Genomic DNA, 14,886 nt, shown 5'->3' on the forward strand with positions numbered 1-14,886 from the left:
GAGTGACGACGGGCCGCCGCCGGGACACGGCGGCGGCCCTACGGGAGACGACATGAAGATCTATCAGCCCATGCTCTTCGTCGGCCTGGGCGGCACCGGCGGCAAGATCGGTGCCGAGCTGGAGCGGGGCCTGCGCCGCGAGCTGTGCGGTCCCGACGGTACGAAACTGGCGTCCGACGGCCGGCGCGCGCCGTTCCAGCTCCCGGACTGCCTCCAGTTCGTGTACGCCGACTTCAGCGAGGCCGAGCTGGCCCGGCTGCCGCACCTGTCCGCCAAGGGCACCGAGGCCGCCGCGTACGCCCGTACCGCACGGGCCGTCCACGACCTGCTGCCCGCCCACTACGACAGTTCGCCCGAGGTGACCCGGATGCTCCGGGTCGCGCTGCACGACGAGACGCACGACTGGCTGCCCCCGCAGGACAGACAGCCCCGGGTGGCACCCCTGCACAACGGCGCCGGCCAGCTGCCCACCGTGGGCAGGGCGGCGCTGTTCGGCACGTTGCGGGGCGGCCTGGAGCCGGTGCTGCGCCAACTGCGCGCCGCCATCGGCACGATCGCCAACGCGGCCGGTGACCTACGGGAGATGGGCGGCCGACAGATCCGCGGCTGCGACGTTTTCGTGGCGTTCTCCGTGGCGGGCGGCACGGGCGCGGGCATCTTCTACGACTTCATCCACCTCATCGGGCACGAGTTCCGCACCGCCAAGGTGCCGGGACTGAAGATCTACCCGCTGGTCGTGATGCCCTCGGCGTTCCCGCCCGAGGCGGGCGGCGGCCGGGAGGCCGAGCTCAACTCGGCGCGGGCCCTGGTGGACCTGTCCCGGCTGGTCGACGACCAGAACGTGCCGGACGCGCAGTCCGACTTCGGCGACGTGGAGCAGCGGGGCTCGCTCGGCGTGCGCTACCCGGTCCAGGGCGAGGTGGTGCTGCGCCCCTCCACGGTGCAGACGGCCTTCCTCTTCAGCCGCCCCTCCGGCATCCGGCCGGAGGACCTGCGCCGCTCCATCACCGCCATGGTGATGTCGCTCATCGGCACGGAACTGGGCGACGAGAACACCCAGGGCCGCACCGAGGGGGACCACCAGTCCTTCGCCGCCAGCTTCGTCAACAAGAGCGTGGAACGCTCCACGCCCTCCCGGTCCGGCATCGGCTACCGGGGCATGTCCACCAGCCTCGCCGCCTCCCTGACCGTTCCCGTGGACGACCTCGCCGAGATCGTCGCCGGCCGGCTGCTGGCCCAGGCCGTACGGGGGATGGCCGAGGACGCCCGGCGCGCCGACGACGACGGCACCCACCTGGTCCGGGAGATGTTCGACCGCTCCGGCATCGGACGGCTGTGGACACGGGAGGCGCCCGAGGTGGCGCCGCCCGACCCGCTGCCCAAGGGCGGCAAGGCCATCAGCCAGGCGCTGCGCGACCGGATCGGCGACATGGAGGACGGCATCGGCCGTCTCGACCGCGAGCTGGACCGGGAGATCCCGCGCCTGGTGGAGGACTTCAAGCCCGGCAGCGGGGCACGTGAACTGCTCGCGCTGCTGGGCCCGTTCCGGCTGGAGCGGGTGCTCTCCGGGCTGCCGGGCCATCCGCAGCGGGCAGCCGAGGTGGGCTTCGCCGGGATGCTGGAGAACCGCAAGAACGACCCGGAACGGCCCCCCGGCGTCGAACCCTCCGCGCCGCCGATCCCCCGGATCAGGCGCAGCGCGGCCGGCATGGTCCCCGCGCGCTGGGGCGACCCGGACGTACAGGACGCGCTGGACGAGCAGGACGCGTGGTACGTCTGGCGCGCCAACCGGCAGTGGCACCGGGCCTGGAAGGACCACGAGTCCCGGTGGCGGCCCCCGCTGGTGCGCGCCCTGAAGGAGGTGGGCGAGCTGGTACGGGCGCTGCGCGCGCACGAGGAGAGCGAGCGCAAGCTGTTCGCCGAGCGGCGCAAGGAGCTCTACCGCGACGACCGCACGGGCGTGTCGTACCTGCTGCCCCCGCAGAACAACCTCCGGGCCTTCTACGACGACGTCTTCGACCGGCTCGCCCAGCACGAGAGCCTGTCGGACAACCCCAGCGCCGCCGGGCTGCTGGCGCGGCTGATCACACCGGAGGACTGGCAGCGGGCGCTGGACGCCGTGCGCCGCTCCCCGCGCGCGGCGGTCAAGGAGATCAAGCAGGTGGTCGAGCGGCGGGTGAAGGCGCTGTTCGGCGAGGCGAGCGTGCTGGACGACCGGCCGCTGCTGCCGTCCCTCGGTGTCCTGCTGCGGGCCGCGGCCGGGGACGAGGAGGCGGAGGCGACGGTCGACGGCCGGTGGCTGAAGCAGTTCCGCTCCCAGCTCGCCGGCCTGCTGCCCGTCGGGTTCACCCCGGACGGCAGCGGCCCGCTGAAGGTGCTGATCGTGCACCCCCAGAGCGAGGCGGACGCCCGCGCCGCCCGGTACCTGGAGCAGGAGCTGAACCTGCCCCGCGACCCGGGCATCACACCGGAGTTCCGCGCCGTGGAGGCGGAGGCCATCACGGTCGTGCTGTTCCGCAGCGGGATGAGCCTCACCGACGTCTCCGAGGTCCGGCACGCGCTGCGCCAGTGGTCCGAGGCGCGCGACGCGTCCGGTGGCGACGACTTCCTGCACTGGCGGCAGCGGCTGGGATACCGCGACGACTGGCTGGCCAGCACGGAGGACGACCGGCGGCGCATCCTGCACCGCGTCCTGTGCGCGATGTGGAACGGCCGGGTCGACGTGGAGGGGGACCCCGCCTCGCCCGACCGGATCCGGATCCGGCTCCAGGACGGCGACTCCGCCACCATGACCCTGAACCTGGAGACCTTCGACGGACACGTCTCCAGCTGGGCCGGGCTGCTGCGTGCCTACGAGAAGTGGGCGCTGCTGGAGGTCGAGGGCCAGATCATCGAGGACTTCTGCGACCGGCTGATGCGGGCGCAGCCCGCCGGGCTCACCACCACCCCCGTGGCGCCGGCGCCGCTGTTCCGCAAGCTCGTGCACGAGGTGGCGCCGCGTCAGCTGCGGCTGCTGGACGAGCTGACGGGACGGTTCACCGCGGAGGACGAGGAGTGGCTGCTGCCGCTGCGGGACTTCTGGGAGAAGACCTTCGAGGGGGCACTCGACCTGCGCTTCCCGGGCGCCTCCCGGCCCACCCGGCCGACGCTCAGGGCCCTGGACCAGCGGCTGGCACACGGCGGTTCCGCCGTGCCGCCGCCCCGTGGCGACGGCCGGCGCGGGACGGCCGGACGGCCCTCGCCGTCGGACCCGCAGGCCCCGCGGAGGGGCCCGGCACCCCGGCGCGGTGAGCCTGGCGAGCGGTACGGGGAGTGGGAGCCGCGTGGGGTGCGGGAGCCACGAAGGGCGGAGGGGGCGGACACGGCGGACGGAGCGTGGGACTCGTACGGGACGGAAGAGCCGTACGAGCCGTACGAGTCGTATGACTCCTACGAGCCCCGTGAACGCAGGGCGTCGCGCCCTCCACGTGAGCCGCGTGACCACCGGGACAGGCGTGAACCGTCGCCGCCGAGGGACGCCTACGGGGACCGTGACGCCTACGAGGACCGTGACGCGTACGGGGGGCCTGATGCCTACGGCGGGCGCGACGCGCACGAGTCGCCGGACCGCTACGACGACGCGCGTGAGCCGTACACGAACCGGGAGACGCGTGAGCGGTACGGGTCTCGCGAGGTACGGGAGGAGCGCGAGCCGTATGTGAACCGGGAGTCTCACGAGGCGCGCGAGTCTTACGACGAGCGGGACCACTACGACGGGTGGAACGGTTCCGACGGGCGTGGCCGGTCCGACGGATGGGACCGAACCGACGGTCGTGGCCGTCCCGACGGGCGCGACCGTGTGAACGAACGCGACCGCCACGGCGACCGCGCGGCGGCCGGCCACCAGGAGGCGCCGGAGCCGCCCGCCGGGGCCGACCCCTGGGACGTCGACGACTGGGGCGAGAGCGACCCCGGTACGGACTCCTCCCGCGGCTCCGGCAGCAGCGGCGGCCGGGGTACCGGGACCGGCAGCACGAAGTGGGACAACGGGCAGGAGGGAACCAGGCTGTGAGCAGGGACCGCCGACCGCCCGCCGGGGTCGTCCTCCTCGACCTGCGCCACTGTGCCGTGCCCCACGACGACCCCCACGGTGGTTCGGGACACGGCCACGACCGCACCGCCGAGGACCCGGTCACCGAGGCGCTGGCGCGGGCGAGGTCGTCCGACGTCCGGCGCTTCCTGGTGCTCGACGACGCCGCCCGGCTGGTGGCCCATCAGCTCCATTACGAACGGCTCTACAAACACGGACCCGCGCAGGTGCTCTGCCTCGCGGTCGGCGGCCGGGACCTGCGCGCCCTGGGCCGTCCGCACGCACTGCGGCCCCCGACCGCCGGGGTGTTGTGGATCCCGGAGGCGTACGCGGGCGCCGGCCCGGTGCGCGGGGCGGAGCCGGACGGACCGGAGGACGACGACGCGCTGCGTCCGCTGCTCGAACTCCTCGGCGAGCCGTTGGTCTTCGACGCCGTGCTCACCGAACTGGCCGACGTCCTGCACGGCGTGAGCGTGCCCGCTGCCCGGGTGCTCGAACACGATCTGACGGAGGAGGCCAGGACCCGTGCCTGGCGCCAGGCCCTGGAGCGGCTGACCGGTCAGGAGATCCCGACCCCCGCGCTGGTCGCCGAGGGCGCGCCGGGCTCGGGCCCCGGCGCGGGCGACGCGGTCCCGGCCGCCCTGGCCCCCCTGCTCGGGCACACGATGCCCCGGAGCCTCGCCGGGCGCTCCTGGCTGGTGCCGGGCGCGCCGGCCGAGACCCGGCAGCGGGCCTGCGGCCGGGCGCTGGAGGACGCCGAGGACGGATACGAGCGGGTGCGCGGGCTCTCCGGGCTGTTCGGGCGGCTGCCCGGCCGGCGGGCGCGCCCCGTCGACCTGCCCGAGCGGCTGGAACGGCTCGCCGACGAACTCGGCGGCTACCGCGACGTGATCGCCGGAGCGCTCAGCGACGGCGGCGGCGACCGGCTCCGCCCGGACCAGCGCGGGCGCCTGCTGAAACGGGGGATCGACCTGCCGGAGATCCCCGAGGCGTCGCGAGGCGCGGTGGGCCCGGGGCTGCGCACGTACACCGAGCGGCTGATCGAGTCCGGGCTGCCGTTGCGGTCCGTGGCGGCCCGCCTCGGCGCGCTGTCCGACCTGTCCGCCCCGGCGGGCAGCGCGGCGCGGCTCGCCCGGCTGGACGAGATCTGTCCGCCCGGGCGGCTGGACGACCTGGCCTCGCCCGTGCCGTTCCGGCTGCGCGGCTCGACGTTCGGGCAGGTCGCCCCGGTCTTCCTGCTGGCGCTCCTCGCGGGACTGTGGCCGGGGCCCGGCTGGGTGCTGGGGCCGGCCGCCGGGGTCGTCGCGGCGGCCCTGACGCTGCTCATGCTGCGGCGCAGGCCCAACCGTTCGTACGACGGCAGGCTGGACGGCGGCGGCAGCACCCCCTGGGGCCTCCGGCTGCTCGCCGGGCCGGCGGGCGGGGCCGCGGGCGCTGTGACCGGTCGGCTGACCGAGGTGCCGGTCTGGGCCGGGGCGACGGCCCTCGTGGTGGCCGTGGCCGGGCTGGGGGCGCTGCTGCTGCGCGACTGGTCGGCCGCGGTCGACCAGTGGTGGACGCGTACGGACGTCCGGTGGGCGGCGCGCGCACTCACCGGGATCGACGACCTGCTGGCCCGGACGGCCGTCCACGACTGGCTGTTCGCGGATGCCCGGTACCACTGTTCGGACGGGGCGCGCGCGGTCGCCAGGCTCGTACGGGACCTGGCCGGGACGGCGGAGGACCGGATCACCGGTGGCACCCGCACCGAACCGGCCGGCTGGACGGCGACCCCGGCACCCGTCACGGACACGGCGACCGGTGCGGGCGGACAGGCCGCCGCCGAGCCCTGGAGCTGGGACAACTGGGGTGACAGCGCGGCGGACGACGGCTGGTCGGCGAGCGTCACCCGCTCCGGGATCACACGGGACGACGGTGACCACCGGGATCACCGGGACCATCGGGACGGCGGCAACGACTGGGGTGATCAGGGCGAACGGGACGGCCGGGGTGACTACGACCACCGTGACTACCGGACCGACCGTGACTACCGGACCGACCGTGACTACCGGACCGACCGGGGCTACCGGGACGAGGGGGGCCATCGGGACGACCGGGGCCACCGTAACGGGAGTGGCTACCAGGGTGGCTACCAGGACGACGAAGGCGGTTACCGGGACGACGGGTGGTACGAACGGTCCGGCCCCGACCACCTCGGTGACGGCCGCGCCGCCGCTCCCGCCGGCGCCTGGCCGCCGGGCGCCGACGGTGATGACGGCGATGACGGCTGGTCGGAAGGGACCAACTGGTCACGAGGGGACGGCGGCTGGGACGACGATGGCCGGACGACACGGCCTGCCCGGGGGGACGACGACCGGGCGCGCGGGGACGCGAGGGGCGGCGCCACCGACGACGGCCGTGCGGAGACCGCCGCCGCGGCCGGTGAGCGTCGGCCGCCGAGCCGGGACGCGTACGACGAACCGGCCGACGGCCCGCTGGAGTACGACGTCTCCGACGAGGACGGCGCCTGGCCCGCGGGCCGGTCACGGCCGTCCCAACGCGCCCGCGGACCGTGGCCCCGGGACCCCCGCGGCGCCGGTTCCGCGGCCGATCCGCCGTGGCTGGAACGCGAACGCGGCGACGGCGGCGCGGCCCTCGTGGACACCCTCCACGGTGATCTCGCCGACGGCGCCCTCACCATCCTCGCCGCCCACTGGGCGGCGGTCGAGGCCGACCCGGCCCAGGCCGGCCGGGCCTCATTGCGCGCGCCCATGACCGACGTGCTGGACGCGGAACACGCGCTGCTCCAGCGCGACGGCGCGACATCCGCGCCGCGCTTCGCGCGCGAGCCGGGCCGGCGGCCCGGCGCCGCCGAACTGCTCGGCGTGTCCGCCGACCGCGCCGGGCGGCTGCTGGGTCCCGATGGTGGCACCGGGGGCGCCGACGAGACCGTGCCCTTGTGCGCGGCCGAACACCGGCGGATGCTCTCCAAGGACCCGACAGCGGTACGTCAGGTCAGGTTCGCGCCCGAGGCCATGCGCCGGGGCGCCGAGGCGGACCTGACGTACGACGGCTGGTACACGGCGGGCGAGGACGTGGTCTGGACCCCGGGCGGCCGGCACGCGGGCGTCCTGCGCCTGGTGCCGCTGCGGTCCGGGATCGTCAGAACCGTCCGGGGCGAGCAACGGGAGCAACGAGAGCAACGGGACGCGGAACAACGGGCGCACGAGGAACGACGGGGGCACGAGGAACAACCGGAGCAGGAGGAGCGACGGGAACGGTGGGGGCAGGGGGAGGAGTCATGACCTCGGGAGACGAACGCGCGGACACCCGGGCCGAGAAGGTGGAGCTGGAGTTCAGCACGCACGGCGGCGAAGCCGTGCGCTTCGCCGCGCTGCTCCACGGGGACCGACGGGCGCCCGGCGGCCCCGCCCCGTTGCTGGTCCGCCCGGTGACCCTCGGTGAGGGATGGCGCGTCCTCCAGTACCGGCTGCCCGCCGCCGCGCAGGGCGACCCGGCGGCGTACGCGGCGTTCGAACGCCAGGTGAGCGCCGGGGTCGCGCTGGAGCGGCGGTACGGGACGGAGCGGTACGGCGAGGTGTTCACCCGTCTCGTCGGCTTCGACCTGGAGGCCCCGGAGCCCTTCGTCCTCTACCGGGCGACGGACGGGGAGCCCATCGCCCGGCGCCAGGGGACGCTCACCGTCGCCGAGCAGCAGCAGGTGGTCGCCCAACTCGTCCTGGCCGTACGCCTGCTGGACCACGTGGGACTGGTCCACCGGGCGATCACCCCGTACACCGTCCGCTGGGACGGGACCCATGTGCGGCTCGCCGAGCCGTACGCCGTCCTGCGCACCGGTGAGCCCCGGGCGGCCTACGGCACCGCGCCCTGGGCCTCGCCCGAGCAGCGCGAGGGGGTGGGTGCCACCGACACCCGCGACGATCTGTGGTCCGTCGCCCAGCTCGTCTACTTCCTGCTGGCCGGGCGGCCGGGGGCGGCCTCGGGCCCGCCGCCGGACCTCCGCGAGTTCCGGCGGCTGGCCGCGCTCGACGAGGGCGGGGCATTCGCCCCGTACGCCGACGGACGGCCCCTGGCGGCGGACCTGATGCGGCTGCTCAACGTGGCGGACCCGCTGGCCGCCGCGTCGTCCTCGGCCGACCCGCTGAGCCGGGCCCGCGCCGAGTTCGACGCCCAGCGCGCCAAGAAGCGCCAGGAACTGAACCGCGGTCAGGAACCCGAGGAGCACTGGGCGGAGGCCGCGTACGAATACCCGCCGCCCCGCCGCTCCCTGCGCTCCTGGCTGACCGGCGGTGCCTCGGCCGCGGCGCCCGAGCCCGCCCCGGAGCCGGCCCCCGAACTCCCGACCCCGGTCCGGCGGCCCACCCTCTGCCCGCACTGTCTGCTGCCGGTCTCCTACGACGAGAGCCGGCTGGTCACCCTCGACTCCAAGAAGGTGGCCAACCCGCTGGACCTGAGCGCGGAGCGGCGCCCCATGCACCGCCAGGACGCGCTGCGCCAGGCGTACCAGACCTGCCCGCACGCCCCGTCGGCCGCGCCGCACTACCTCCCCGTGCCGTACCTCACCAACGGCGAACCGCTCACCATCGCGCTCGTCGGCAGCTCGGCCGCCGGCAAGAGCCACCTCCTCGCGGCCATGCTCGGTGAGATCGAACAGGGCGCGCTGGAGCCGTACGGCCTCAAGAGCCTGCCCCTCAACCCGGAGACGCACCGGGAGTTCCTGCGGGACCGGGTCCAGCCGCTGCACCGGGGCAAGGTGCTGGAGCGGACCGGGCAGGCGTCCTTCGCCCATTTCACCGACGGTCTGCTGATCACGGGACCGGCCGGGACCCGGCCGGTCGTCTTCTTCGACCTCGCGGGCGAGGACCTGGCCCAGAACGGCGAGGTGACCAGCTTCCTGATGGGCGTGGGCGCGTTCGTCTTCGTGCTCGACCCGCTGCGGGCGCTGCGGCTGCGGACGCTCGACCCGGTGCGCGCGCGGACCCGGCTCCAGCAACGGGACCTGGGCGACGAGGCGTTCACCACCGTCCTCAACCGGGTCCCGCGCACCGGCCCGTACATCGCCGCCCCGGCGGCCGTCGCGCTCAACAAGAGCGATCTCGTCCGCTTCGACCCGGTGGTCGACCGGTGGCTGGGCCGGGCCCTGCCGGTGTCGCTCGACGAGGAGACCTTCCGCGCGGAGAGCCGTGACGTGTACGCCTTCGCCGCGCACCACGGCAGCCCCGCCTGGCTGAAGCCGTTCGACGACTGCGCGCGCTGCACGCTGCACTTCGTGGCGGCGACCGGCGCGCAGGAACGCGGCGGGACCTTCCCGCACGGCGTCCGGCCACGGCGGGTCCTCGCACCCCTTTTGTCGATCTTCGCCATGTGCGGGCTGCTCCCCGCGGCGGAACTGAGTGAGGTGGGGACCTGATGGCCCGTCATGAGGAGTCGGTCGACCAGATCGTCTTCCGCTGGGACGCCGACAACACGCTCGGCACCACCGGCTTCGGCCCGGTGGCCTGGTCCTGCGAGCGGGAGCGGGCCGAGACCATCTTCGGCCACATCGCACCGCTGTTGCGGACGACGGCGGCGGAGACCGTGCCCGCCCTGGTCCGGCTGGAGGGCAGGGGCAGCGGCGTCCTGCTGATCCGCCGGGCCGTCTGGCCGGACCCGGACGGACAGCCGAGCACGGTCTGCCACGCGCTGATCGGCACGTCCGACACCCTGGACGTGGAGACCTCGCTCGGGCTGCACCACTGGCGGTGGGAGGGCGGTGACCTGCCGCTCGGCGATGTCCGCGGCGACCTGGCGAAGGTCAGGGTGGCGGCGCTGCTGGCGGGCGCCGAGCGGGGCCGGCGCGCGCTGATGCGCGGACTGGCCGACGAGGAGGAGACGCTGGCGGCGGTGGCGGCCGAACTGCTCCGCCGGCCGGGCCAGAAGCTGACCGTGCTGGACGGGCGGGGCGGCGACAGCGCGTTCCGGGTGCTGTGGGGGTTGTACGGGATCTTCCGGGGACTGCCTCTGGCCCGCTGGACGTTCGCCACGCATGACACGGCGGAGGCGCGGGCGCTGCGGTTCGTCTTCGTACGCCGCTGGCCCGGGCCCGCGCCGCAGCGCACGGAATGGACGCGGACGGACCCGCGCGAGCGACTGGGCGACCGGGCGGAACAGGTGGCGGCATGGCTGGTCGACCACTACCTGCGCGGGGCGGAGGAGGGGGAGGAGCGCGAGTACGAGGTCGCCAGGGCGCTGGCCTCGGTCGCGCGGTCGCGGTCGCCCTTCGACGACGGCGCGCTGCTGGACATGGCCGCGGAGGCGCTGGACCGCCTGGCGGCCCGTCCGCGCCGGCTCTACCGGCCGGACGGGGGCAGCCGGCCGGACCTGCCGCGCCGGGGCCCCGTCCGGCCGGATCCGACACGGCGGGACTTCGAACGCCCGGATCCGCCGCGCGGGGGCCCGGGCCCGGTCCGGCGCGATGCCGAGCGTCCGGATCCGCGGCGCGGGGGTTCGGACGCGTACGGGCGTGACGGCGAGTCGCCGGATCCCTCACGTGGGGGTTCGGACGCGTACGGGCGTTCTGATGCGGTCCGGCGTGACGGCGAGTCTCCGGACCCGCCGCGTGGGGTGCCGGGGCCGTCCCGGGCGGGCCAGGATCCACCGTTCCGTACGGTCCCGGGCTCGCCCCGGGCGGTTCCGGATCCGCCCCGTGGGGGCGAGGATCCGTCTCGTACGGGCTCGGGGCCGCCCGGGCGTGATGCCGAACGTCCGGAACCGCCGCGGGCCGTTCCCGATTCGGCCCGGGGGCTCCCCGGCCGCCCGGACGCGGACGTGGCCCCCGATTTGGACGCGGACCCGGACCCGGACCGGCGGCCGGGCGGGGCGCGCCGGAACGACCCCGGCCACCCGGAGTCGGGGGGCCGGGAATCCGGCGGGCGCGGATGGCCCGGGGCGGCGCGTCCGGGTGGGTTCCGCCGTGACTCCGACCGCCCCGATCCCCTGCCCTCGGGCCCTGGCGCGTCCTCGGACCCGGGCCCGTCGTCCGGTCCGGGCGTGCCGTCCGATCCGGGCACGTCCTCGAACCAGGGCGTGGCGGGGCCGCCGCGCCGGGATCCCTTCCGTCCGGGGCCGAAGCCGCCCGAAGCCTCCCGCCAGGACGCCGAGCGGCCGGATCCCGTCCGGCCGACGAGGCGTGAGACCGGCCCGGTCCGGCCGGAGCCCTTCGGACGGGACGCCCAGGGCGGGCCGCCCGGCCCCTCCGGCCCGTACCGCCCCGGGCCCGTACGGCAGGACCCGCCGCGCCCCACCGCCCCGGTCCCCACCGCTCCCGCCGCGCCGCCACTCCTGCGCCGGGTCCAGCCCGACTGGCCGATGGAGTCGGCCCGCGGCAGCCTGGTGCCCTGGCGCCGCCGCCGTACGACCGTCAAGGCCGCGCGCCTGCACGCCGTACTGCGGGCCCCGGAGGAGTCCGGTGCCGCGCCCGGGGAGATCCCGGAGAACGTCAGGGGCGCCGTGCGCGGCGGCTCCGACGGCGACCTGATCGCCGCCGTGCGGGAGCCCGGTCTGCCCTACGTGGCCGTCACGGCGCTGGTGAAGGAGATCGCCTCCCGTTACGGCGAGTGGAACGAGCACCGCCGGCAGGCGCTGTGCGACGCCGTGCTGGAGCGGGGGCTGTTCGCGGCCGGCCTCCCCTGGCCGCCGTACGGGGGCCGGCCGTCCGACGAGACCCAGGCCGCGAACGCCGCCGCGCTGTACCTCTGGGCCGTCCGCCCCCTCGCGCGCGAGCCGCGGAACAGCACGCGGCTCGTCGCGCTGCTGCCCCGACTGGGCGGCGGGCAGGACCCGGTCGGCCGCTCCGCGGTGCGGCAGATATTGGAGGCGAAGGACGGCGCGAAGTTACGGGACGAGGTCTGGCTGGCGCTGCTCGACGCCGCGTGGCACGGCTCGGAGGGACGGCTGCCGGAGCCGCCGCCCGCCGCCTTCCCGCAGGTGGAGCCCAACCCTTACGAGCCGGAGCCGGAGCCGGAGTCCGGGCCGTACGAATTCCGCTCCCACGAGACGCCCAGGTCCCACGAACCGACGCGCGCGCGCCCGCCGACACGCGCCGAAGAACCGTACGACCAGGCGCGGGACCAGGCGTACGAGCAGCGGCCATCGGTGTACGAGCAGCCCCGTTCGCACGAGCAGCCCCGGTCGTACGAGCACCAGGGGCGGGAGGAGGGGCGCGCGACGCACGAGGAATCCTTCGCCCCGGACGAGACCGGGAAGCCCGCCGAACTCCACAAGTCCTACGAGCCGGGGAGGCCGGCCCACGCTGTCGGCCCGGTCCACGGCCCTGGCCCGGCCCCGGGCCACGGGTCCGTCACCGAGCCTCCCGCGGAACCGTCCGCCCAGGTGTCCGCGCGGCCGGCGGCCCCCCTGCCACCGCCACCGTCCGCCCCGCCGTCCACTTCACCGGCCGCCCCGCCCGGCCGGGCCCGGGAGCCGCGCGTATCGGCGACCGAGGACGGCCGGCTGGTCTTCATGGCGCTGAGCAGCATCCTCGTACTGGCCATCGTGGCACTGGTGGTGGTGCTGGCCAGGTGATCCCGTCACGATGGGGGCATGGGATTCCATGTCGACTCCGAGACCGGACGGCTGCGCCGCGTCATCCTCCACCGGCCCGGTCTGGAACTGAAGCGGCTCACCCCCGCGAACAAGGACGCACTGCTCTTCGACGACGTCCTCTGGGTGCGCCGGGCCCAGGAGGAACACGACGCGTTCGCGGAGCTGTTGCGCGGCCGAGGGGTGGAGGTCCATCTCTTCGGCGAGCTGCTGCGCGAGTCGCTGGACCTCCCCGAGGCGCGGCGGCTCGTGCTGGACCGGGTGTTCCACGAGAAGGAGTACGGCCCGCTCGCCACCGGTCACCTCCGGGAGGTCTGCGACGGGCTGCCGACGGCCGAGCTGGTCGAGGCACTGGTCGGCGGGATGACCAAACGGGAGTTCCTCGAGCGGTTCGAGGAGCCGGTCTCGGTGCGGTTCCACGCGATGGACCTGGACGACTTCCTGCTCGACCCGCTGCCCAACCACCTCTTCACCCGGGACACCTCCGCCTGGGTCTACGACGGGGTCTCCATCAATGCCATGCGCTGGCCGGCGCGGCAGCGCGAGACCGTGCACTTCGAGGCGATCTACAAGCACCACCCGCTCTTCGCCGGCGCGGCCGCGCCCGCGGGCTCCTTCCACCACTGGTCGGAGGGGCAGGACGACTACCCGTCCACCATCGAGGGCGGTGACGTCCTGGTCATCGGCCGCGGCGCCGTACTGATCGGGATGAGCGAGCGCACCACCCCGCAGGCCGTGGAGATGCTGGCGCGCGGCCTGTTCGCCGCTGGTTCCGCCACCACGATCGTGGCGCTCGACATGCCCAAACGGCGCGCGTTCATGCACCTCGACACGGTGATGACGATGGTGGACCAGAACACGTTCACCCAGTACGCGGGGCTCGGCATGCTCCGCTCGTACACCATCGAACCGGGCGGCGACGGCCGGGAGCTCAAGGTCACCGACCACCCGCCGGAGCACATGCACCGTGCCATAGCGGCGGCCCTCGGCCTGCCCGAGATCCGGGTGCTCACCGCGACCCAGGACGTGCATTCGGCGGCCCGGGAGCAGTGGGACGACGGCTGCAACGTGCTCGCTGTGGAGCCGGGGGTGGTCGTCGCCTACGAGCGCAACGTCACCACCAACACGCACCTGCGCAGGCAGGGCATCCAGGTCCTGGAGATCCCCGGCAGTGAGCTGGGCCGGGGCCGCGGCGGCCCGCGCTGCATGAGCTGCCCCGTCGAGCGCGACGCCGCGTAGCCGCCGGTGGGCGGGGGCCGAGACGCGCCGGGGCGAAGCCCCGGTCGCGCGTGCGGCTCGGTCGCGCGGTGGCGGCCCCCGGCCGGGTCTTCCGGCCGGGTCTTCCGGCCGGGCTCCCGGCCGGGGCCCCGCGCACGCGGTTCAGCCCAGAGGAGGCACGGGCCCCGGTCCTGCCCACGGACGGCACGTCTCCCGAGCCTTTCCTCCCGGCTGTCCGGCTGTCCGGGTTGTCCGGGTGTCCGGGGTGAGTTCATCCGGCACGCCCGGGACACCCGGGCGTGCCGCTCCAACCGCTCTCTTGCGTCCCGCGTCGCGTGGTGCGCACGGTGCGCGGGGCCCGAACGGCCGGGCGGGAATACCCGCGTGTGCCCGGGACTTGGCCCGTATATGACCGCCTCTTCCTTCACCCCGCGCACGCTCCTCGCGGAGAGCAGGCTCGGTGTCCTCGCGACGATCAAGTCGGACGGCCGCCCCCAGCTCTCCCCGGTCCTGCCCTTCTACGACCAGGAGGCCGGTGTCATCCGCGTCTCGATGACCGAGGGACGCGCCAAGACGGCCAATCTGCGCCGGGACCCCCGGGCCACGCTGGAGGTCACCAGGCCAGACGGCCGGGCGTGGGCCACCGCCGAGGGCGTGGCGACACTTGTCGGGCCGGGAACCGACCCCCATGGCCCCGAGGTCGAGGCACTGGTGGACTATTACCGCGCCGCCGCCGGGGAGCACCCGGACTGGGAGGAGTACCGGTCGGTCATGGTGTCCGAGCGCAGGGTGCTCATGACGATGACGGTCGACCACGTGTACGGTGCCGAGCTCAGCTGACACGCGAGGCCGCCGGGCGGCCGGTGAGCGGGCCGGAACTCAGGGGAAGGGCCGGGGAAACTCGAGGGAAGGCTCACGGGAACGGGATCGGGATCGCCCGGACAGTCGCTGTATAGCGATACAGAACCTCGTATATGGTTCCATTGTCGTGACCTCATGATTCCGCGACCCCGCCCCGC

At 75.0% G+C, this 14,886-nt stretch carries 6 protein-coding genes; all 6 read left to right on the top strand.

From position 1 onward, the window contains the following. The first annotated feature begins 52 nt into the window (after nt 1-52). Nucleotides 53-4,051 (top strand): tubulin-like doman-containing protein, encoded by a 3,999-nt coding sequence (locus ACU6P3_RS26880; protein WP_447194469.1) that lies wholly within the window; start codon nt 53-55, stop codon nt 4,049-4,051. Then, nucleotides 4,048-7,353 (top strand): hypothetical protein, encoded by a 3,306-nt coding sequence (locus ACU6P3_RS26885; protein WP_447194470.1) that lies wholly within the window; start codon nt 4,048-4,050, stop codon nt 7,351-7,353. The genes ACU6P3_RS26880 and ACU6P3_RS26885 overlap by 4 nt, the downstream gene beginning before the upstream one ends. Further along, on the top strand, nt 7,350-9,479 hold the full coding sequence (locus ACU6P3_RS26890; protein ID WP_447194471.1) for a hypothetical protein: 2,130 nt from the start codon (nt 7,350-7,352) through the stop codon (nt 9,477-9,479). Before ACU6P3_RS26885 ends, ACU6P3_RS26890 begins: the two co-directional genes overlap by 4 nt. Beyond that, nucleotides 9,479-12,631: a hypothetical protein gene (locus tag ACU6P3_RS26895; RefSeq protein WP_447194472.1), complete on the top strand. Its 3,153-nt coding sequence runs from the start codon at nt 9,479-9,481 to the stop codon at nt 12,629-12,631. Before ACU6P3_RS26890 ends, ACU6P3_RS26895 begins: the two co-directional genes overlap by 1 nt. 18 nt (nt 12,632-12,649) lie before the next feature. Then, entirely contained in the window at nt 12,650-13,888 is a 1,239-nt protein-coding gene (locus tag ACU6P3_RS26900; RefSeq protein ID WP_447194473.1) for an arginine deiminase, read from the top strand. Nucleotides 13,889-14,275: 387 nt separating this feature from the next. Further along, on the top strand, nt 14,276-14,707 hold the full coding sequence (locus ACU6P3_RS26905; RefSeq protein WP_030744837.1) for a PPOX class F420-dependent oxidoreductase: 432 nt from the start codon (nt 14,276-14,278) through the stop codon (nt 14,705-14,707). Nucleotides 14,708-14,886 lie beyond the last annotated feature (179 nt).

It is taken from the genome of Streptomyces hebeiensis, from assembly GCF_052983195.1.

Excerpts from the sequence above, each read along its gene's own strand:
- ACU6P3_RS26880 (WP_447194469.1), top strand. The coding sequence starts at position 53 with ATGAAGATCTATCAGCCCATGCTCTTCGTCGGCCTGGGCGGCACCGGC.
- ACU6P3_RS26890 (WP_447194471.1), top strand. The coding sequence starts at position 7,350 with ATGACCTCGGGAGACGAACGCGCGGACACCCGGGCCGAGAAGGTGGAG.
- ACU6P3_RS26895 (WP_447194472.1), top strand. The coding sequence starts at position 9,479 with ATGGCCCGTCATGAGGAGTCGGTCGACCAGATCGTCTTCCGCTGGGAC.
- ACU6P3_RS26900 (WP_447194473.1), top strand. The coding sequence starts at position 12,650 with ATGGGATTCCATGTCGACTCCGAGACCGGACGGCTGCGCCGCGTCATC.
- ACU6P3_RS26905 (WP_030744837.1), top strand. The coding sequence starts at position 14,276 with ATGACCGCCTCTTCCTTCACCCCGCGCACGCTCCTCGCGGAGAGCAGG.